This is a genomic window from Sphingobium sp. TomTYG74 (assembly GCF_055393875.1).
This window is the reverse complement of the sequence record NZ_AP027342.1, coordinates 905125-925376: the sequence shown is the minus strand read 5'-3', so window position 1 is coordinate 925376 and position 20252 is coordinate 905125. Positions and strand designations below refer to the sequence as shown.

General features: G+C 59.0%; 19 protein-coding genes. 8 read left to right on the top strand and 11 right to left on the bottom strand.

Features of this window, described 5'->3' with window-relative positions; all coding sequences use genetic code 11:
• Window position 1: 1 nt before the first annotated feature.
• From ACZ5TB_RS17165 to ACZ5TB_RS17155, 3 genes are read left to right on the top strand one after another with little or no spacing between them, the layout of a single operon-like run.
• Window positions 2-931 (top strand): electron transfer flavoprotein subunit alpha/FixB family protein, encoded by a 930-nt coding sequence (locus ACZ5TB_RS17165; RefSeq protein WP_464780657.1) that lies wholly within the window; start codon window positions 2-4, stop codon window positions 929-931.
• A 42-nt stretch (window positions 932-973) separates the two neighbouring features.
• Window positions 974-1858, top strand: coding sequence for a formyltetrahydrofolate deformylase (gene purU, locus ACZ5TB_RS17160; RefSeq protein ID WP_464780656.1), 885 nt, complete (start codon window positions 974-976; stop codon window positions 1856-1858).
• A 51-nt stretch (window positions 1859-1909) separates the two neighbouring features.
• Window positions 1910-2818: a bifunctional 5,10-methylenetetrahydrofolate dehydrogenase/5,10-methenyltetrahydrofolate cyclohydrolase gene (locus tag ACZ5TB_RS17155; RefSeq protein ID WP_464780655.1), complete on the top strand. Its 909-nt coding sequence runs from the start codon at window positions 1910-1912 to the stop codon at window positions 2816-2818.
• Window positions 2819-2903: 85 nt separating this feature from the next.
• Here ACZ5TB_RS17155 and ACZ5TB_RS17150 read toward each other — a convergent pair whose 3' ends face one another.
• Together ACZ5TB_RS17150 and ACZ5TB_RS17145 are read right to left on the bottom strand one after the other, a co-directional pair.
• Window positions 2904-3806 (bottom strand): helix-turn-helix transcriptional regulator, encoded by a 903-nt coding sequence (locus tag ACZ5TB_RS17150; protein WP_464792871.1) that lies wholly within the window; start codon window positions 3804-3806, stop codon window positions 2904-2906.
• Between the two features lie 50 nt (window positions 3807-3856).
• A complete protein-coding gene (locus tag ACZ5TB_RS17145) occupies window positions 3857-4774 on the bottom strand; it encodes a LysR substrate-binding domain-containing protein (protein WP_464792870.1) in 918 nt (305 codons plus the stop codon).
• Window positions 4775-4909: 135 nt separating this feature from the next.
• On the opposite strand from ACZ5TB_RS17145, the gene gabT reads away from it, so the two are divergent.
• Both gabT and ACZ5TB_RS17135 read left to right on the top strand, forming a co-directional pair.
• A complete protein-coding gene (gabT, locus tag ACZ5TB_RS17140) occupies window positions 4910-6196 on the top strand; it encodes a 4-aminobutyrate--2-oxoglutarate transaminase (RefSeq protein WP_464792869.1) in 1287 nt (428 codons plus the stop codon).
• Window positions 6193-7647, top strand: a complete 1455-nt coding sequence (locus tag ACZ5TB_RS17135) for an NAD-dependent succinate-semialdehyde dehydrogenase (protein WP_464792868.1) — start codon at window positions 6193-6195, stop codon at window positions 7645-7647. Before gabT ends, ACZ5TB_RS17135 begins: the two co-directional genes overlap by 4 nt.
• Before the next feature lie 33 nt (window positions 7648-7680).
• Here ACZ5TB_RS17135 and ACZ5TB_RS17130 read toward each other — a convergent pair whose 3' ends face one another.
• From ACZ5TB_RS17130 to ACZ5TB_RS17090, 9 genes are all read right to left on the bottom strand, one after another.
• A complete protein-coding gene (locus tag ACZ5TB_RS17130) occupies window positions 7681-8313 on the bottom strand; it encodes a type IIL restriction-modification enzyme MmeI (RefSeq protein WP_464792867.1) in 633 nt (210 codons plus the stop codon).
• Between the two features lie 391 nt (window positions 8314-8704).
• A complete protein-coding gene (locus tag ACZ5TB_RS17125; protein WP_464792866.1) occupies window positions 8705-8875 on the bottom strand; it encodes a hypothetical protein in 171 nt (56 codons plus the stop codon).
• Between the two features lie 43 nt (window positions 8876-8918).
• Window positions 8919-9551, bottom strand: a complete 633-nt coding sequence (locus tag ACZ5TB_RS17120) for a tyrosine-type recombinase/integrase (RefSeq protein ID WP_464792865.1) — start codon at window positions 9549-9551, stop codon at window positions 8919-8921.
• Between the two features lie 171 nt (window positions 9552-9722).
• Entirely contained in the window at window positions 9723-12467 is a 2745-nt protein-coding gene (locus tag ACZ5TB_RS17115; protein ID WP_464792864.1) for a phosphoenolpyruvate carboxylase, read from the bottom strand.
• Between the two features lie 295 nt (window positions 12468-12762).
• Window positions 12763-12915, bottom strand: a complete 153-nt coding sequence (locus ACZ5TB_RS17110; RefSeq protein WP_464793275.1) for an MEKHLA domain-containing protein — start codon at window positions 12913-12915, stop codon at window positions 12763-12765.
• Window positions 12912-13877: a fumarylacetoacetate hydrolase family protein gene (locus ACZ5TB_RS17105; RefSeq protein ID WP_464792863.1), complete on the bottom strand. Its 966-nt coding sequence runs from the start codon at window positions 13875-13877 to the stop codon at window positions 12912-12914. The genes ACZ5TB_RS17110 and ACZ5TB_RS17105 overlap by 4 nt, the downstream gene beginning before the upstream one ends.
• 11 nt (window positions 13878-13888) lie before the next feature.
• Window positions 13889-15193 carry a phosphopyruvate hydratase gene (gene eno, locus ACZ5TB_RS17100; RefSeq protein WP_464792862.1) on the bottom strand — a complete coding sequence of 435 codons (1305 nt, stop codon included), beginning with the start codon at window positions 15191-15193 and terminating at the stop codon, window positions 13889-13891.
• Window positions 15190-16122 carry a phosphotransferase family protein gene (locus tag ACZ5TB_RS17095; protein ID WP_464792861.1) on the bottom strand — a complete coding sequence of 311 codons (933 nt, stop codon included), beginning with the start codon at window positions 16120-16122 and terminating at the stop codon, window positions 15190-15192. Before ACZ5TB_RS17095 ends, eno begins: the two co-directional genes overlap by 4 nt.
• Window positions 16115-17098 carry a C-terminal binding protein gene (locus ACZ5TB_RS17090; RefSeq protein WP_464792860.1) on the bottom strand — a complete coding sequence of 328 codons (984 nt, stop codon included), beginning with the start codon at window positions 17096-17098 and terminating at the stop codon, window positions 16115-16117. The genes ACZ5TB_RS17095 and ACZ5TB_RS17090 overlap by 8 nt, the downstream gene beginning before the upstream one ends.
• Window positions 17099-17393: 295 nt before the next feature.
• Between ACZ5TB_RS17090 and ACZ5TB_RS17085 the strand changes: the two genes are divergently transcribed.
• The 3 genes from ACZ5TB_RS17085 (at window position 17394) to ACZ5TB_RS17075 (ending at window position 20251) form a co-directional block, all read left to right on the top strand.
• Window positions 17394-18416 carry a VOC family protein gene (locus tag ACZ5TB_RS17085; protein ID WP_464792859.1) on the top strand — a complete coding sequence of 341 codons (1023 nt, stop codon included), beginning with the start codon at window positions 17394-17396 and terminating at the stop codon, window positions 18414-18416.
• A gap of 134 nt (window positions 18417-18550) precedes the next feature.
• Window positions 18551-19141 carry a cupin domain-containing protein gene (locus ACZ5TB_RS17080; protein ID WP_464792858.1) on the top strand — a complete coding sequence of 197 codons (591 nt, stop codon included), beginning with the start codon at window positions 18551-18553 and terminating at the stop codon, window positions 19139-19141.
• Window positions 19142-19153: 12 nt separating this feature from the next.
• Entirely contained in the window at window positions 19154-20251 is a 1098-nt protein-coding gene (locus ACZ5TB_RS17075) for an alcohol dehydrogenase catalytic domain-containing protein (protein ID WP_464792857.1), read from the top strand.
• The last annotated feature ends 1 nt before the right edge of the window (window position 20252 follow it).

Here is a 20252-nt window from a genome sequence, read left to right as displayed (position 1 = left end):
GATGAGAACTCTCCTTTTGGTCGAGCATGATAATGGCGCGGTAAAGGACGCTACCCTGTCCGCCGTCACGGCCGCTGCCAAACTCGGCCCCGTCGACCTGCTGGTGACCGGATTTGCGTGCCGTGCCGTGGCAGAAGCCGCCGCACGGATCGCGGGCGTCGATAAAATCCTTCTCGCTGATGCCCCCTGTTACGAGCACGCGCTGCCGGAAAATGTCGCGCCGCTGGTGGCAGCCCTTATGACCAACCGTGACGCGTTTCTCGCCCCGGCGACAAGCATGGGGAAGAATGTAGCCCCGCGCGTCGCCGCGCTGCTCGATGTCATGCAGATTTCGGAGATCCTCTCCGTGGAAGGCGAAAAAAGCTTCACCCGCGCGATCTACGCCGGAAATGTCATCGCGACCGTCCAATCCACAGATCCCAAGCTGGTGATCACCGTGCGGGGTTCGGCCTTTCCCATGGCGTCCGCGACAGGCGGTTCCGCCGCGATCGAAGAGGTTTCCATCGGGGCCGACGCAGGTCTATCGACTTTTGTCGGTGCGGAAATCGCAAAGCTGGAACGCCCTGAACTGACCTCCGCCAAGATCGTGGTTTCCGGCGGCCGCGCGCTCAAGGATGCGCAGACCTTCGAACAGATCATCATGCCATTGGCCGACAAGCTGGGTGCAGGCGTGGGCGCCAGCCGCGCCGCCGTCGACGCGGGTTATGCCCCCAACGACTATCAGGTGGGGCAAACGGGCAAGATCGTTGCTCCCGAACTTTATATCGCGGTCGGCATATCGGGCGCGATCCAGCATCTGGCTGGCATGAAGGACAGCAAGACCATCATCGCCATCAATCAGGACGAGGACGCGCCGATTTTTCAGGTCGCCGATATCGGGCTCGTCGCCGATCTTTTCACCGCCGTCCCTGAACTGACCGCGAAGCTGTGAAGCCCACGGCGCGCAACTGGGCATAGAATTTTGGAGAAGAATGTGACGACCGATATCCTCACCGTATCCTGTCCGTCAAAGCGCGGGATCGTGGCCGCCATTTCCAGCTATCTGGCGAGCCAGGGATGCAGCATCTCGGATTCCTCGCAATTCGATGATGTGGAAACCGGCACCTTCTTCATGCGGGTCAGCTTCGTCTCCGAAGAGGGCAAGTCGCTTTCGGAAATCGCGGAGGGCTTCTCCCCGATCGGCGCAGAGTGGAATATGAATTTCGAATTTCATGATTCCACAGTCAGAATGAAGGTCATCCTGATGGTGTCCCGCTTTGGACATTGCCTGAACGACATTCTGTATCGCTGGAAGATCGGCATGCTGCCGATCGACATCGTGGGCGTCATCTCCAACCATTTCGATTATCAGCATCTTGTACTCAGTCACGATCTGCCGTTCCACCATATCAAGGTGACCAAGGATAATAAGGCTGAGGCGGAAGCCGAACTGATGGCAATCGTCGAGCGCACGCAAGCCGATCTCATCGTCCTTGCCCGCTATATGCAGGTGCTTTCGGACGAACTGTGCCGCAGGATGCCGGGCCGGGTCATCAACATCCATCACAGCTTCCTGCCCGGATTCAAGGGTGCGAAGCCCTATCACCAGGCCCACAAGCGCGGCGTGAAACTCATCGGTGCCACCGCCCATTACGTTACTGCGGAACTGGATGAAGGCCCGATCATCGAACAGGAAACCATAGCCGTCACGCATGCGCAGAGCGCGGACGATTATGTATCCATCGGACGGGATGTGGAGAGCCGCACATTGGCCCGCGCGATCCACGCTCACATACATCATCGCGTATTCGTGAACGGCGACCGGACGATCGTTTTTCCCGCCAGTCCGGACAGTTACGCCGCCGATCGCGTGGGCTGAAATCACCGTCGGCACCCGGCTGTCCACAACACCCGAATGACAAGGCTGACCATGGCGAAGATCATTGACGGCAAAATGATGGCCGATGGCATTCTAGAGACCGTTCGCCACGACGTGGACGCCTTTCGGACACGCTGTGGCATCGCGCCCACCTTGGCGGTCATTCTGGTGGGTGATGATCCGGCGAGCCATGTCTATGTCTCGCGCAAGTTGAAGGCATCCAAGCGGGTCGGCATAACGTCGATCGAGCGGCGCCTGCCGAGCGAAACGACCCAGGATGCCCTTCTGGCGGAGATCGATGCGCTGAACATCGATCCCACCGTGCATGGCATATTGGTCCAGCTACCGCTGCCGCAGCATATTGACGCAAGCGTGGTGCTGGACCGCATTTGCCCATCGAAGGACGTGGACGGCTTCCATCCCGTGAATGTCGGCCGACTGTCTACGGGTACTCACGGACTGATCCCCTGCACGCCGCTCGGTTGTCTTCTTCTGCTTGAAAGCGTGGTGCAAGATTTTTGCGGCCTCAAGGCTGTCGTCATCGGAAAGTCCAACATCGTCGGCAAGCCTGTCGCCCTGCTTTTGCTGGAAAGAGAATGCACCGTCACCGTCACGCACATCAACACGCGTAATCTGCCGTCCATCGTTTCAACCGCCGACATCGTGATCGTGGCCGCGGGCAGTCCCGGCCTGGTGCGCGGCGGCTGGGTCAAGCCCGGAGCGATCGTGATAGACATCGGCATCAACAAGATTGTCGACAAGGATGGCCGGAGCATAATCGTGGGTGATGCGGTGACTTCAGAGCTGGATCATGCCGCCGCCGTCACCCCTGTGCCGGGCGGCGTCGGACCCATGACCATCGCATGCCTGCTTTCGAATACAGTCCGCGCAGCCAACATGATGACGGCTGGTTCGTCACCGGATGTTCAAGGGGCCATATCCGTCCCTCGCGTGGCCTAGAGCATTTTCGAAGCAGATGGCATCATCTGCTGGCTCGGAAAATGCGGAAAACAAAAGACAAATAGAGCATGAGCGCGCAGGTCAGTCAGTTGCTGCGGGGCACCTGCCCATATTGAAGCAACGGATCGGCATCCAGGCCGACATTCACTTCCCCAACCACGTCGATGAACAGCGAAAACAGTTCCGCCATCGAATTGATATCCAGCTTGGCGTATATATTCCTCCGATGCACCTTCGCCGTGCCCTCGGCCATTTTCAGCCGTTTCGCGATCACATCTATCGGATATCCTCTCAGCATCATTTGAACGACTTCGAACTCGCGATCGGTCAATAGCGAGCGGCCGAAATTATCGCGGGCTCTTTTAAGATCGTCGTGCAGCTTCACTTCTTCGGGCGAAGGAGGAGCAAATAGTTTCGGATCGGCAAAATGTCGCCAGCTCGAGGAAAGCGTGCCGAAGACAATCGGAGCAATCGCCTTGGCCAGTTCCAATTCCTTATCCGAATAACGCCCCGCATCACGGGAGCGCGCGAAGGAAAGCAATATGTGCCCGCCCTGCCCCTCCGACATGCAATAGCACATCTCATCGACAAGATCGGTGTCCACATAGTGCCGAACGAAAAAATCGCTGGCTTGAAAATCATCCTGATCTACCACGTCCTTAAGGCTGATCGCCTGATTTTCGATGGACCGCTCAATGGCGAGATAGAATGGATCAGTAAGGTAAAATCCGTTTTTATAGTCGTCGACCTGCTGCTGCCTGACAGAATTCAGCGTGCGATGTTCCACCACCTCTGGTCCAACATTTTCCCGAAAATGAAACAACATCATCTCGTCTGATCGGAGCGCGGCCGAGAACATGTCAAACAGCGCCTCTGCTCTCGCCTTACCTTCCAAAGCGATAAGCTGGGCGATCTTGCCATTCCACTCAGGGGAAGCCAGATATTCCAGTGACAACATTTCAGACATTTCCCCCTGCCCTGACTTCAAAACGAAACATGTTCAGGCAAACGCGTCCCGGCCAGCCCGTTGAAGACGCGTCAATATGCCGGGTCCGCGCTGAATTGCGCCGCAAGCCAGCGTCTGAAACGGACGATTGATGGGTCCGACCACCGATTGGCAGGGCCTCTGAAAACATAAGCTCCCAGTGTCACGGGCACAAATTCCTTTTCACGAGGCACGACCTTCACCAGTCTACCCGCCGCAAGATCTTCGGCAATGAGATAGTGATTGCCAAGCGCGATCCCTTGGCCAGCGCGCGCGGCGGCTAGCGCCAGATGGGCATGACCGTATCTGCCGGTCGGGGTGTTCGGCGGAAGATCGATAGATTGCGCTTGCATCCACATGCGCCATTCCACATCGCTGCGTTCCTCGATCAGCGGCAATTTGGCCAGGTCTTCCGCCGAACGGATTTTATCGCCCCAGCGAGAAACGAACATCGGCGAGGCCAACGGAAAGACATGCGGCCTCGCCAGTTCAAGCGTTCGCACACCGCGCTTCCGGTCCAGCGTCTGGCTATCGCCTATATATCGAATGTCGCCATCAACGGCGTTGTTCGAGAGGTCGAGGAGCCCATCTTCCGACCGAAGATCGACCGGCGGCATCCCGTTTCGACCAGACGACATCGCCAGCCGCGTCGCGAGCCAATGCAACGCCAACCCGCCGACGCAGGATATTACGAGCTTGCCATCGGTTCTGCCCCGAACGGCATCCGTTGCTTCCCTCAATTCATTGAAAACCCTCACCAGGCGGCCATGATAATCAACGCCGACCGCTGTCAGCTGCCCGCTTTCCCGGTCAAGCAAGGTAACGCCCAGGCGCTCTTCCAGCCCCCTTACGTGACGGCTGACAATGGCATGGCTTACGCCAAGGGCCTTCGCTGCTCGCCGGATACCACCCAATCGGCCCACCGCCTCAAAGGCCTTGAGGGCGGAGAAAGGAGGCAATGGTGAATTCATCGCGTTCAGCCATATAATTAGATGGTGACTTCAGGTTACCAAACCCGCCGCCGAAAGCAACTGCTCCCGAGATGCGGAATCACCTAATGTGTCAGCATCAGGAAAGATTCCAGAAACCATCATGAAGGTCATCAGATGCGGAATTCAGAATATATCGCTCGTCGCGCGAAAGCCGTTCCGCAGGGCGTCGCCACCGCCACCAATATTATCGCCCACAGGGCCAAGAACGCCACCATCTGGGATGTCGAAGGCAATGCCTATATCGATTTTGCGGGCGGGATCGCGGTTCTCAACGTGGGCCATCGTCATCCCAAGGTGATCGCGGCGGTTCGCGACCAGATCGACAAATACACGCACACGGCATTTCAGGTGGTTGCCTATCCGCCTTATATCGAATTGGCTGAGCGGCTGAACGCTTTGGCGCCCGTCGATGGCGATGCCAAAACCATCTTTTTCACGACCGGCGCGGAAGCGACCGAAAACGCAGTCAAGATCGCACGCGCAGCCACTGGCCGCCCCGGCATCATCGCCTTTGCGGGCGGCTTCCATGGCCGGACCTTGCTGACGTCCGCCATGACCGGCAAGGTTTCGCCCTACAAGAAGGGTCTTGGACCCTTTCCCGGGGAAATCTACCATCTCCCCTATCCCAGCCCGACCACAGGAGTCAGCGTTGAGGAAACACTCAAGGCTCTCAACTTCCTGTTCGCGGCCGACATTGAACCCGAACGCATCGCGGCTTTCATCATCGAGCCGGTCCAGGGCGAAGGCGGTTTCCACAGCCCGCCGCCCGAATTTTTCCAGGCGCTCGACGATATCCGTCGCCGTCATGGCATATTGGTGATCGCGGACGAGGTTCAGACCGGCTTCGCGCGAACCGGCAAGATGTTCGGCATTGAACATGCGCCGATCAAGCCGGACCTCCTTACCGTCGCGAAGTCGCTGGGCGGCGGCTTTCCGATTTCCGGGGTCATAGGGCGCGCTGATGTGATGGACGTCATCGGCCCTGGCGGTCTGGGAGGAACCTATGGAGGCTCTCCCGTCGGGCTGGCCGCAGCCTTGGCGGTGCTGGATGTGATCGAGGATGAACGCCTCCTCGACCGTGCCAATGTCATCGGCCACAGACTTCGCGAACGGATTACGCAGTTCGCCGAGAACAAGGATCTGGTGAAAATCACCGGCCTGCGCGGCCCCGGGGCGATGATTGCCTTCGACATCGTCGATGAACATGGCCAACCCGACGGCGTTGAGGCAAAGCGCGTTTGCTCTCGCGCGCTTGAACATGGGCTGATATTGCTAAGCTGCGGCCAGTCCGGTCAGGCTATAAGAATTTTGGTGCCGCTGACTGTCGAGGACGAAGTGTTGGAGCAAGGTCTGAATATTCTGGAGAAGGCGCTGACAGTTTCCGCGAGGGAGGTCGCGTGACCTTCCCACACACACTCTCTCGACCGGACCTGCTCAAGGAAGCGGCTTTCATCGACGGGCAGTGGATCGAGGCAACGGCGAAGATCGCCGTCACCAATCCCGCAGACGGCTCTGCGCTGGGGACTGTGCCCAATTTGGGCGCGGACGAAACAAAGCAGGCGGTCGCTTCCGCCTGGCGCACTCAGGCCGATTGGCGCAAGCTGGCTGCAAAGGCGCGCGGCGCCATACTGCGGCGGTGGGGCGAACTGATGCTCACGCACCAGGACGATCTGGCGACAATTTTGACGCTGGAGCAGGGCAAGCCTTTTGCCGAGGCCAAAGGCGAGGTCGCCTATGCAGCCTCCTTTCTGGAATGGTTCGCGGAGGAAGCACGGCGGATCAATGGCGAATTGATCCAGCCGCACGCATCCGATCGTCGCCTGGCCGTGCGCAAGGAGCCGGTTGGCGTCGTCGCCGCCGTCACGCCCTGGAACTTCCCCCTCGCAATGATCACGCGCAAGGCAGGGCCTGCTTTGGCCGCCGGTTGCTCGATGGTGCTCAAGCCCTCTGAACTCACACCCTTTTCGGCACTGGCGCTCGCCGTGTTGGCGGAGGAGGCAGGGGTGCCTGCGGGGATATTCAACGTCGTGACCGGCGATGCGGCACCGATCGGGGAAATCCTGACCACGGACCCGCGAGTGCGAAAATTCACGTTTACGGGTTCGACGGGCGTGGGCAAAATGCTGGCGGCACGCTGCATGTCGACAGTGAAGCGTGTTTCCCTGGAACTGGGCGGCAACGCGCCCTTCATCGTCTTCGATGACGCCGATGTCGAAAGCGCGGTTGAAGGCGCTCTCATTTCAAAATTTCGGAACACCGGCCAAACCTGCGTCTGCGCGAACCGCTTCCTCGTTCAGGATGGCATTTTCGACATCTTTGCAAAGCGCCTGGCCGAACGCGTCAGCCAATTCGTGGTAGGCGCGGGCATGAACGGACCCACCGACCAAGGGCCGCTGATTGATAAGCGGGCCGTGGTCAAGGCATCCGCTCATGTCGATGACGCAGTGACGCGTGGGGCGCACATTCTGACCGGCGGTCACGCGATCGAGGGCGAAGGCAATTTCTTCCTTCCCACGGTATTGGCAAATGTTTCTGCCGACGCGCTGCTTTGCAAGGAGGAAACATTCGGCCCTGTCGCTGGTCTGGTGCGGTTCCAAAGCGAGGCTGAAGCGATCGCGATGGCCAACGACACTTCGGCCGGCCTCGCCAGCTACATCTACACGCGGGATTTGGATCGAAGCATTCGCGTTTCGGAAGCGCTGGAATATGGAATGGTCGGCCTTAACACCGGACTGATCTCGACGGAGGTCGCGCCATTCGGCGGCGTCAAGGAATCAGGCCTTGGGCGCGAAGGCTCCCACTGGGGCATTGATGATTATGTGGAATTGAAGTTGATCTGCACGGGCTTATGAGACCTCACATGACGAGATTGAGGTCAAGGGGCATTAAGGTGGCATCGACTGGCTGCGCTTGGCGGGATCGAGCCCGCGTTCGAACAGCGTGCCTAGGATCGAGGGATCGATCTGGCTCCAGTCGCGCCGCGCGGCGCTGAGCAACTGGTCGATATCCTCGCTCGCGACCGGCAGCACACTGGCATCGGTGAACAGCCCGCCGTTGAACCATTCGATCGGCTCGAAATCGATGTCGCCGCCGATCGCCATCGCGCTGAACAGCTTGGCGGCATTGCCCTCGAACCGCTCGGGCCGCACCCGGCTGGCGCTCAACACCTTGGTGAACAGATGGTCGGGCAGCAGGCCGACATCCTCGGCGAACATGCAGAAGACGAGCTGGTTGACGAAATGGGCCACCCGGTGCGGCTCGCGCCCCCGGTCGCGAAGCCGCTGGGCGATGCCGACGAATTCGCGCGCGGTCTCCTCGGTCAGTTCTTGGCGCGACTTGGCGGGCCTGAATTGCTCGGAATCGGTGAAGGCGGCCCTCAGCCGATCGCGCACCGCGCCGTCGGTCAGGTCCTCCAGCGCGATCTCGTGCGTTTCCTGAACGCTGTTGGTCCAGTTGGTGCGGATCACGATCCGGTTCATGTCGGATACGATCAACAGCGGCGGATTTTCCAGCGCCACCGATATTGCAGCAGCTGGCCATAGGCCTTGTCGAGATTGGCGTGGCGGCCCTTATATTCCCAGCCAAAGCATTCGCGCCGCCAGACGTCCGCCCAGCGGTTTCCGCCGCTGGTCTTGTTCGCACCCTTCTCGGAAGTGAACCACTCGCCTTTCGGATCGGCCGAGACCGGATCGTGGACGCCGAGTAGCGCGCACAGATCGTTGAAATGGCTCTGCGACGGACTGCTCCTGCAGCTCGACGTTGCGCCATTTCTTCAGAAAATCGTGCGGTTTCATGCGCCCCCGGGAACAAGTGATCGAACCTGCGTCAATTTTGCGCAGCCCCGGCTCTTTAGTAGCCAATCAACACGATGGAGCAATCACCAAGGGCGCGCTGCTGCCGGACAGCCTCCTATGGCACCAGCGGCAGGTTCCACCGAAAGCTGCCGTCCAATGGCCGCCAGAGAGCGGCGGAACTGGTCGGTGCCGCCATTCCCTGCAGATAGGTCATGCGGTTACATTCGCCAACATAGCCGTCGTTCGCGCGGCCGCAGGCACTCGCTGATACCAGCCGATCATTCATGTGAATGCACCGGCTTCCCAAGGATGTCAGGAAGCCGGAATTTTCAGATTTCGGTCCGTTCAGACAGCGTCAAAGCATCATCGATATCTACGCCGACATATCTGACGGTATTCTCGATGTTGGTATGACCGAGCAGGATTTGCACTGCCCGAAAGTTGCCTGTGGCTTTGTAGATCAGTGAAGCCTTCGTTCTTCGCATCGAGTGTGTGCCATACTCCCGCCTGTCGAGGCCGACCGTCGAGACCCATTCGTCGACGAGGCGCGCATATTGCCGTGTACTCAAATGACCGAGGTAATCGATCCTGCTTGGGAATACGAAGTCGCGGATCGTCCCGCCGCGCCGATCAAGCCATGCCTTCAGGCTCTTGCGTGCCTCGGACATGATCTCGAATTGCACCGGACGGCCAGTCTTTTGCTGGACGACAGTCGCGCGATCACGAAATGATCCTGCACTCATCAGGTCGCCGATCCTGATCTTGACCAGATCACAGCCACGCAGCTTGCTATCGATTGCCAGGCCGAAGAGCGCCCGGTCCCGTAGACGCTTATGTTCGTCCAGATAGAAACGGATGGCCCAGATATCACGCGGCTTCAATGGGCGCTTTGGCCCAACATTCTGCCCTGCATTCCAAGGGCGCCGATCATGTATGGCGGGATCAAGGTCTGAATGTCCCATGATAGTTCTCCGATGGCCAAGATTGGCCGACCGGAAGATATCGGAACGTCGTTGTGTGCGGTGATTTGAGCCTCGCGACATCGTGCCAAATTTTGCCAAACCCGCGAGGCGGTGCGGATGCTCGCAATTGTCGAGTTCATATCGACCAGTTCATCGCCGAACGTCGCGGCCTTAGCCGTATGCGCCGAAGTGATTGGCTATCGCCGATCCAGTCCTCAGAATTAGTTCGTAGGAACGCGCTATCGGCTCGATATATCTCGTTTGAATATCGGCATAGACTTGGGTTAGGTCGTCCGGGTAATCTGACCGAACGGGGATATTGAAATCGGCCATCGTCGGTGCCGATACGGGGAACGCCCATCGCAGTTGCCGCACCGCGTCGTCGATCCGTAAACTCAGAACCATATGCAGCACGTCCTCGCGGCTGATGTCATTAGACCGTGAGAATGGGGGGATTTGGACAGCACGAAGAAACATGTGCTGCATCAACGCAAGCCGAACGGCATGGAGCGCACCAAGAGACCGCCGGAGATCTTCCCGGCCTTCGTCGAAGTCTTCGTCCGGAATATGGTCGAGCAAGCGATGGAGTTTCACCGCATCGACGCGCAGCCGCGAGACGAGCGTCCGGAACGCACTGTTGCGATCGTCGACCGTCAATTGATTGGCCAGCGCCAAACAGGCGGCTTCAAGATGTCCTTCCATGCTTCGATAGGGCCGACTAGCCCAGTAGGCCGAATTGAAAAGTTCGCCGTAGGCCGCGACCGACTTGATGCTTGCGAGCCGGTTCCCGGCCCTCAGCAACCGAACAATCTGCCGACCTCGAGCACTCGACGTGAGCATTTCCGCAACGGCTTCCATGTTCTCGGTAGAAGCGGTGCCGACACCGGCAATGAGATTTACCGGATAGCCAAGCTGCTGAAGGATCGCATTGTGGGGGATGGCCCGAATCTGCCGCAGGTTCATCTCTCGGTCGGTGGCCAGATCCGACTGACGCCGAGCCTTGCGACTGCCGGTTTCATGCAGGAGACCAAGGCCAAACGCGGTGATCGATCGCGCGTAGGTCCGGGACTCCATGAACCCGCGCTGGACCCTGCGGATGCCGCGGTAAAAATCCAGGCTGATCTCGGTATGGTCGTAGAGCGGATCCGGTTCCTGTTCGGGCATGCCCGTTTCAGCCTCGGCAATGCGAGATAGGGCGGCCAGCGCGAGCTGCGGCGTACGAAAGTACATGTAACCGTCTCCGCCCTGGAAGCTTGCCTCGAGTTCAACGGCGATGCCTGCTTCAGCGAAATGGCTGCGCGCCCAGCAGCTCATCGGGTAGGTCTGACGATCCAGCATGCTGCCCGGATGAGCCCCACGGCCCATCGATTCCCCATGGGTGTTGAAGATCAGGGCAGAAACGTCGTTGAGGCCATATTTCGCCATGGTGCGTGCGAGGCGACCATGCAGACGCTCAATCGCAAGGGCCGCCGGAAGCTGTCCGATGAACCGCCCCGCGTCGGAGAAGCCCGTCTGAATCGCCAGGCGGCCTCGTCCTCGCACATAGGCCTGATAGGCCGGTTCCGCCAGCAGGGCGTCGAAAAAACGTTCGGCCTGTTCCATCGCGCTCTCGGTTTCGAAGAGCGGGGAGACGTCAACTTTCTTCTCAAGGCCGAACAGGCGGGCAAAGTACAAGGCAGACATTACCGTTTGGGGGTCTTCGCATTCCGCGATGAGCATTCGGATCGGCGTGTCGGCGTCAATGTGTTCGAAAATCTGCGCCATCGCGAGAAACTGGCGAACAGCGGTGGTGTTCTCGATGGCCAGCACTGCAAAACTGGTTTGGCGTGGCCGGACTTCGTCCAGAATCGACCGGATGCGAAGCAAAGCCGTCTTGCTGGCCAGGTCCAGCCTATTCTCTGGATCGATCCGTCGCCGGATCGCGTTGTGCAGTTGGGCGGCGTTGACGCGGAACTGGATCCCACCCATGCCCAGCCCATCGGCCTTCATCGCGCAAACAAGGGTGAGCAGGGAGCGTGCGCGCGCTTCTTCAGCGTCGCGTGCAGAGTTTTCCAGAGAGGCTATCACGCGATCGAGCGAAGTCAGCTTCGCCGGATGCTCCGCAGCCAGCGCATTGGCGGCGACGGATATGGAGTCCGGGTCGGCCAATTCGCTGGTGAACAGGTCGGCCATCTCGGCCGAATGCGTCTCGGCCGCGCGGAGCAGTAAGACGCATTCGTGCTCGGGCATGATCTCTTCGAGCACACGCGCGTAGCGTGCCAGTCTGATGGCTTTCTCCTGAAGGCGGCAGTGGATGCTGGTCGTCCAGCCGATGTCGGTCCGCCCGTCCATGTCGTATCCGACCCAGGTGGCAAACCGGAAAGGCACGGGGCGAAACTCCCGCCATTTGTCCGGAAATCGATCGAGGGCGTGTTCGAACAGCGCATCGACAATCTCATCGCGGGCGTTCTGGGCATGCGTCAGCGCGGACATGGCCTCCGCATGTTCGTGCGCCAGCGTAATGGCAGGTCGGACGGTTTCCGCATTGAAAACGATTTGCTCGTTCTGGTCACAGCAACTGGCTGCCCGAGCAATTGCATCGCTCTGTGCCGGGGTCAGCAGGAAAGTCGGGTGAGCCGTGAACACGACATGTAGCAAGGGCGAGGACCAGCGCTTGGTCAGGTCTTCGAAGGTATGTGATCCGGCCGCCAATGAGCGAAAAACGGCCTTGTTTTCTTCGTTATCGACCGGCCGAAGAATGCGAGCGAGACGGATTGCCCTGCTTTTCAGGCTTTCGCGCTCCAGCTCCGCTACGATTTTCGCCAGACCATCGCTACAAAGCGCGCCGGTTTCCAGCAACCGGGAGATTTCCAGGCTCAACTGGAAGACAGGATTGTAAAGCGGGCTTTCCTGCGTCCGCTCGTGCAGCGCTTCCAAACGTTCGCGGAGCGCTGCGGCATCAACTGGAGGCGAAAGAGGCGCCGCAGCCCTTGTGGCCAGGCCTGAATGGCGATCCCGCTGTTTAGAAGTCAACATCGCCGCTCAACTCTCGCATGGCCGCGCGTTCGAAAACATACTGCTCAAAGCACGCAAAGTTGTCGTTGGATGCGGGCGAAGTTGCAGCAATGCTGCGTACGGATTCACATATCGATCGGCTTTGCCTGTATTCGACGCAAAGTCGGGCGGATGCCTGAAAGTCGGCTGTTTGAGTCATGGTTCATCTCAATCTGAATCAGAGCCACAGCCAGCTATCGAAACGCGCCGCCTGCCCCTTGATCACGTTGTCTTCATCGACAAGAGTCCAGACGGTCGCTTGTTCGATGCGAAATTCCCAACCTTTGGCCGTGACACGGTCCCCCGCGTAGCCGGGCTGACAGAGGCTCAGGGATTGGCTTTCGCCAGTTCGGCAGCCAGCAATAGCTGACGGTTCCAGACCCGCGCGGCGTCCGGATCCTTCACGATCTCGACGGACAGTTCACCGAGCCCCGAAATCTCCGCATCGATTCGATCGCCGACCTTCAGATAAGTGCCTGAAGCGTGACCGACCCCCGCTGGCGATCCAGTGAACAGTAGGTCTCCAGGCCTCAGAGTGATGTGCTGACTGACATCGGCAATCAATTCCGCAACGTTCCAGATCATTTCTCCGGTATGCGAGTCCTGCTTCGTCTCGTCATTGACCCGCAACCTTAGTGAGAGTTCGTCGGGACTGATGAACTTGGCTGGAACGATCCTGGGGCCAATCGGGGCACTGTCGTCGAAGCCCTTGCCTCCGAACAGGTCGAATTGCCGCCGCTGCCGCTTGTTGAACTGCAGATCGCGCGCCGTCAGATCGAGTCCGATCGTATAGCCTGCCACGTGGCTCATGGCTTCATCGAGAGGGATGCGACGCCCCACCTTGCCGATGACCACTACGAGTTCGATTTCCCAATCGAATGCCTCCGATTGACTGGGATATCGCACAGTCTTCCCAGGTCCGACGATCGATCCAACCTGCTTGGTGAAGTAGAGGATGTCGTTCGCCGCTTTGTCGAAGTCGGCAATGCCGAAGTCCTTGAGCAGATGATCGTAGTAGTTGCTGCCTGCGCAGATGACATTGGCTGGCCTCTGCAACGGCGCGAGAAATGACGCGCCTTGCGTTGACGAGATCGGCGAGGGAAGGTCACCCCGTGCAAGGGCGCCTTCAATCGCGCCGAGCATGGTTCCCCAATTTTCGAACAGCGGAACCAGATCGGGCCCGTTCACGGACGCTTCCGGCACGAGGTCGGCAAGAGCATACAGCTCGTCGCTCAATTCCAGCACGGCACATGGACCATTGGCTCCCTCGATCAAGGCTAGCGCAAAGCTCATCTGAAATCCTTTCAATCCACCAGGGATCTGGATTGGCCAAAAATTCCGCCAACCCCGGCAAACGGGATATCGCCACCCTCTTCGATACGAAGGAGCTGATTGTATTTGGCCAGCCGCTCGCTGCTGCGAACCGACCCGATCTTGATCTGGCCCGTTCCCAAAGCAACCGACAGGTCAGCAATGAACGTATCCTCTGTCTCGCCGGACCGTGCGGAAACCACAGCCGCATAGCCAGCCGACTTCGCGACCGCAGTCGCTTCTATGGTGCCGCTGACCGTACCGTTCTGATTGAGCTTGATCAGCGCGGCATTGGCCGCACCTTGTGCAATTCCCTTTTTGATCCGCTCGGCGCTGGTGACGAAGAGGTCATCGCCCACGACCTGGCAGTTCGGTAAGGCGGCCGTGAATTTGCGCCAGTTGTCCCAATCATCCTGTTCGAGCGGATCTTCTATCGAGACGACCGGATAGCGGCGGGCCAGATCGACGATGAAATCCGCCATTTCCGCGCCGGACAAGGCGCGACCTTCGCCCGCCAACCGATAGCTGCCATCCTCGAACAATTCGCTGGCCGCGACATCCAGCGCGATCGCCGCGTCCTCGCCTGGCCGCAGTCCTGCGGCTTCGAACGCACGCACCATGAGTTCCATGGCCTGGTCGGCCTTGCCGAAACCCGGACTTAGCCCACCTTCGTCTGCCAGGAGGGTCGTCAGACCACGATCCTTCATGAGGCGCGTTGATGAAAGTCTTACCCGGGAAATCATCTCAAGCGCTTCGCTGTACGACTTTGCACCGACCGGTATGACCAAGAAGTCCTGGAGGTCCATCCCGCGACCGGCGTGTGCGCCGCCACTCAAGATGTTCGTCATCGGCATCGGGATTGAAATGGCCGTGCCTGCCAAATCCGCAAGATAGCGGTAGAGCGGAATCCCCTGATGATCGGCAGCGGCGCGTGCCACTGCCATTGAAACCGCGAGTACGGCATTGGCACCAAGCCGTTGGAGCGATGCGGTCCCATCGATGTCCCTCATCAGCTGATCGATAGTTTGCTGATCCAGCGCCGACTGCCCGCAGAGCGCGGATGACAGTTCTTCATTGGTATTGGCAACAGCAATCTGGACGCCTAGACCATCATAGTGATCCGGATCCTGGTCCCGCAGTTCCCATGCCTCGTATCGCCCCCTGGATGCTCCGGACGGAGCGCAGGCGCGACCGAAGCTGCCGTCTTCCAGCGTCACATCGGCTTCGACCGTGGGCCGCCCACGACTGTCGAGAATTTGTCGCGCGCGAACCAAGGTAATCTTTGCGGAAGATGTCATGCGTGAAGCTCCGGGAAAATGAGAAAATCGGAAGATTGGGGTGCAGCCTTCATAGCGAGCAGTTCGTTTGCCTTGGCTTCGATGGCGCCGGAATCGAGCCTCGCAAGATAGTCCGCCGGTGATTTGCCGAAGAGCCGCGCCAGCAAGAGGCACGCAGTGACATGTGCCAGCCCGGCATCGACTATCGGTAGGCCTTTGGCCCGGTAGCCATCGAGAAATGTTTGGATCGCGGCGCCTAATTTTGCCGGATGACCGCCTACCAGCGCGGATTTGAGCATCAGGTGCGCGAGGCAAAAGGCGACGTCGAAACGGGGATCGCCCCAGTGCGTGACTTCGAAGTCGAGGATGACGGCATCGCCGCCATCGGCAAGAATATTCTTCGGACTGTAGTCGCCATGGACCAACGCCTGCCGTCGCCCGAGCATAGCGGCCGTAATTTCACGAATGCGAGGCGCGAGATGGGGCTTTTGCCCGGCGACGTGGTCGAAGAAGGGCTCGACCCTGAGTTCGTGAAAGAACTGCAAATCGTCGAACCGGCGCGCGAGTTCCGGACGCTGCGCGGAACGGCTGTGAAACAGCCCCAGGATTTCCCCGACGCGAGCCGCCGTCGCCAAGTCGATCCTTCCATCCAGCAGATCGGTTTTCCAGTTGCGCAAGCGAGGAGCAACGAGCCGCATCGCAAAGCAATTTTCATCGGGGCGCACCCAGACGATCTCCGGGACGGTCTCCGTGCCGCCAACACTGCCAAAGGCCTGGATCGCCGCCACTTCGATCATCGAACGCGAAGGGTCGGAAAACCAATCCGCAGCAACCTTGAGCTTGGCCAACGCCTTCTTGACCACCAGTGGTCCGTCCGGAGTGTCGATGACACGGACGTCGCTCGCCACGCCGCCTTCAAGCGGGATGCCTTGATCCTCGGTATCAGACATCGGGTGCGTTCCGCGCATGTTTCGGGCGTTCACCCCTCAGGACCCTGATAGCCTCTTCACAGGCACGGCGGCGAAGTTCGGCCATCGACGCATCCGATGCATAAGCCACATGCGGCGTGACGGTAATGAGCGGATGATCGACGATCGATCTTGGCGGGCACGGCTCCCCATCGATGACGTCGAGCGCCGCGCCCCGGATCTGTCCAGCCTCAATGGCCGCAACTAACGCCTCGTTGGAAACGATCGGCCCGCGACTTACGTTGACGATGAGCGGCCTCTTCCGAGTGGCCGAGAGGAAGACGGCATCAACAAGCCCGGTTGTTTCCGGGAGCAAGGGAACATGGACGATGATCGCATCGCACTCGGCCTGAATTTCGCTGATACTCGAACTTCTGGCCACCGAGGCATCCGGCCTGAAGTGGGGGTCATAGGCCAGAACGCGGCAGCCCATCGACTTGAATTTCCGGGCGGTTTCGCGGCCGATCCTTCCATAGCCCAGAATGCCGATGACCTGGTCCGAGGTCCGAAGAAGACCGGTCGCATTCGACTCCCAGCCATGGCTCTTGGAGGCGGCGTTCAGTCTCGAAATGCCGCGGCAGTGGTCAAGAACAAATCCCAGCGCGTGGTCGGACACTTCCTGAACGCAGTAGTCGGGCACATTAGTGACCCAGGTGCCACGCGCCGTGGCGGCATCGACATCGATATTGTCCAGTCCTACGCCCAGCCGCGCGACGATCTTCAAGCGAGGCGGCATTTCAATCGCCTTGCGGGATACCGGCGCCCAGCATGTGACGATCGCCAGCGGCGAGCAATTCGCGACCAGTTGCTCGACCTCTGTCGCGGTGCCGGCGACCTCGGGACCCACCACCAACCGATATCCGGCACCTTCGACAATCGATGTCTCGATATCGAGGTCGGGCCAGGGATGATCCGTCAGCAATATACAGCCCGGATCGTTGGTAATCGAATCACTCATCGTTCGACGGCATCCTATTTAATGCGAACGTTAGCATTTATCCAGATTGTTTATGCTGTCAACCGGTTTTGAGGACAGAGGCGTTTCGGCCGCGACCCTGAGTGTAGTCGCCATCAAGAAAAGGGGCGGTTCAGCGGCCTGCTTTTGGTGATCATGGGGCGATGCCACCTTCGCTTGACCGGGTCGGCGCCTTTCCGCCAATCGGGTCGAGAGCATGTTGACATCAGCCGTATTGCTCCGCTAGGTTAATGCTAACGATAGCGCAATGCGATTCCCGAGCCATAGGAGCCTTACAATGCTGCCCCCCGTCAACCTTCGTCCGGCGTTCAACATCACGCGCACGAGCCACGTAACTCTTACCGTGGCGGATTTGCAGAAGAGCCGCGAATTCTACACGGAGGTGGCAGGCCTCGTAGTCTCGGATGAAGATAGTGAGACCTGTTATCTGCGCGCGCTTGCTGAGGCCTGCCATCACAGCCTAACATTGGTTCAATCGAAAGATGGCGGCAAATGCCGACGTATCGGCTTTCGCGTACTGAGCGATGACGATCTCGATATTGCCTATGACTGGTTCACCCAGCGCGGGTTGCCGGCCAGTTGGGTGGAGGTGCCGTTCCAGCAACGGACCTTGCACGTTGAGGACATCGACGGAGCGAAACTGGAATTCTGCGCCCATATGGAAACCCGCCCACGGATGTTCCTCGACAAGAGAAACCATCGCGGGGCGTGCGCCCAGCGTCTGGACCATTTCCAGACCCACACATCGAACATGCAACGTGCCTGTGCATTCTACAACGAGCTCGGGTTCAGATACTCGGAATATATCGCGCATGAAGACAAGCTGCTCGCAGCCTTCATGTACCGTAAGGGAACCTGTCTCGATCTGGCGATCGTCCCTGGCATGTCGCCGCGACTTCACCACTTTGCCTATACCGTATCGGAGTCGCACGACATCTTCACTGGATGTGACATTGCCGGGCTTCTCGGTTACCCCACGAATGTCGAGCGCGGCCCTGGCCGCCATGGTCCTGGCGGCATGTTGTTTGTCTACATTCTCGATCCTGACGGACACCGTATGGAGCTCTTCAACAGCCACTATCAGACCATCGATCTCGAGATCGAACCGGTTCGCTGGGAGGCTGCATCGCTTTCGACCAGTTTACGCTGGGGCCTTCCGGCTCTTGCCCGGTGGTATTTCGAGGCCAGTCCGTTTGAAGGTGTCTCGCTCGCGGCCCCTGCGCAAAAGCCGGATCCGGAAACGCTGGAAAGCTATCTGATGAAGCTACAGCAATCAGGAGGCAATTGCGGAACGCTATGACGCGTGTGGGCATCATCTTGAACAGCGAAAGTTGATGCAGTGACTATCAATGTCGCTTGAAAGTCGTGGGCAAGATACAGGGTATGCGCACCTTACCCTCAAAGTCAGAGAATTGGTCAAGGAGAGACAGGGCGATGGAAGGTTCTGGAGCTGGTGTACCAGTAAAAATCCGGCGACTTGTCACGCGGCATGACAGTCAGGGACGATCCGCCGTCGCCTCCGACGGCGCGCCCACCATATGTTCGGCCTATGAGCATATTCCCGGCATGGTCACGCGTCTCATATGGGCGACTTCGACCGGAGAACCCGTCAGGAGCGCACCGGAAGATCCAACGACACCGACGCTTTCCCATGTGCCGCTACCGGGTGAAACCCGCTTCATCGTCGCGACCTTTCCGCCCGATAGCATTTTCGCGTCTACATCGTTCGATGGAGCCAAGGCGGGAGAAGAAAATTTCCGCCTCAGCCCCGGCCTTGCCGAACTGTTCGACGAGGCCGGATTTCATCAGACCGCTTCGATCGATTATGGAATCGTGCTTGATGGCACGCTGACCCTGGAACTGAGCGACGGGTCGAAGTCGGTCCTCCATCCTCACGATGTCATTGTTCAGAATGGCACCCGTCACGCCTGGCGGAACGAAACCGACAAGCCCGCGACCATAGCGTTCATATTGATCGGAACTTCACGAGACAAATGCAACGAAACTCAATCAGGAGAGATTTGAATGACCCGGACAATGGTCGCCGCCAGGCTCCACGAACTGCATAACCCCATGACGCTTGATACGCTACCTGTACCTCAACCGCGTTTGGGCGAAGTGCTGGTGAGGGTGAAGGCGTGCGGCATCGTTCCAAACATGGGCAACGTGATCAACAACTGGACGTCCTGGTTCCCGCATCAGCCTTTGCCGAAATTTCCCGCGATCTTTGGCCTCGACCCTGCCGGGATCGTTGATGGCGTCGGTGAGGGCGTTATCGGCATTAATCCAGGAGACCGGGTTTATGTCAGCCCGCTTCGTTCATGCGGTTCCTGCAGGCCCTGCTCGGCGGGCCGCCGGACGGAATGCCGATACTACACGCTGAACGGCTACTTCAGCACCAGTCCCGACGGACAGAAAATCTTCGATGTCAATCAATATGCCGGTTTCGGCGAATATATGCTGGCTCCCGCCTATGCGATCGTCAAAATCCCGGACAACATGACCTTCGAGAAGGCAGGCCGGATGGGCTATCTTGGCACATCCTACGGCGCCTTACGCAACGCCAACGCGGGGCCGGGACAGGTTGCCTTCATCGATGGCATTACCGGGACGCTCGGCGTCGCCTCCACGCTGCTCTGCTTGGCTATGGGAGTGACGAAGATTCTTGGTACGGCGCGCAACAAGGAGCTTATAGCTCGCGTCAAGGCGTTTGCCCCGAATCGCATCGAGATACTGACGCTGGGCGAGCGCTCGGCTGCCGAATGGGCCATGGAACATACGGACGGCCACGGCGTCGATTTCGTCATTAGTGCGCTTGGCGCACGGGCGCCTGTCGAAACGGTCGCTGACTCGATGCATGCGCTCAAGCGCGGCGGTCGCCTGGTGGTGATCGGAGGCGTTGCCGATCCGCTGCCGGTGAACGTCAAATGGCTGATGGACGAGCAGATTCATATCATCGGTTCGAACTGGTTCACCACCGAGCAGGGCCAGGAACTGGCAGATATGGTCGGTGCCGACGTCCTGGACATGAGCTACCTGAAGGACGAGATCTATCCACTTTCTCAGGTGAATGAGGCTATTTCCGGACTCAGGGAACGGGACGGCGGGTTCAGCAACTACGTCGTTTGCCCCTGAC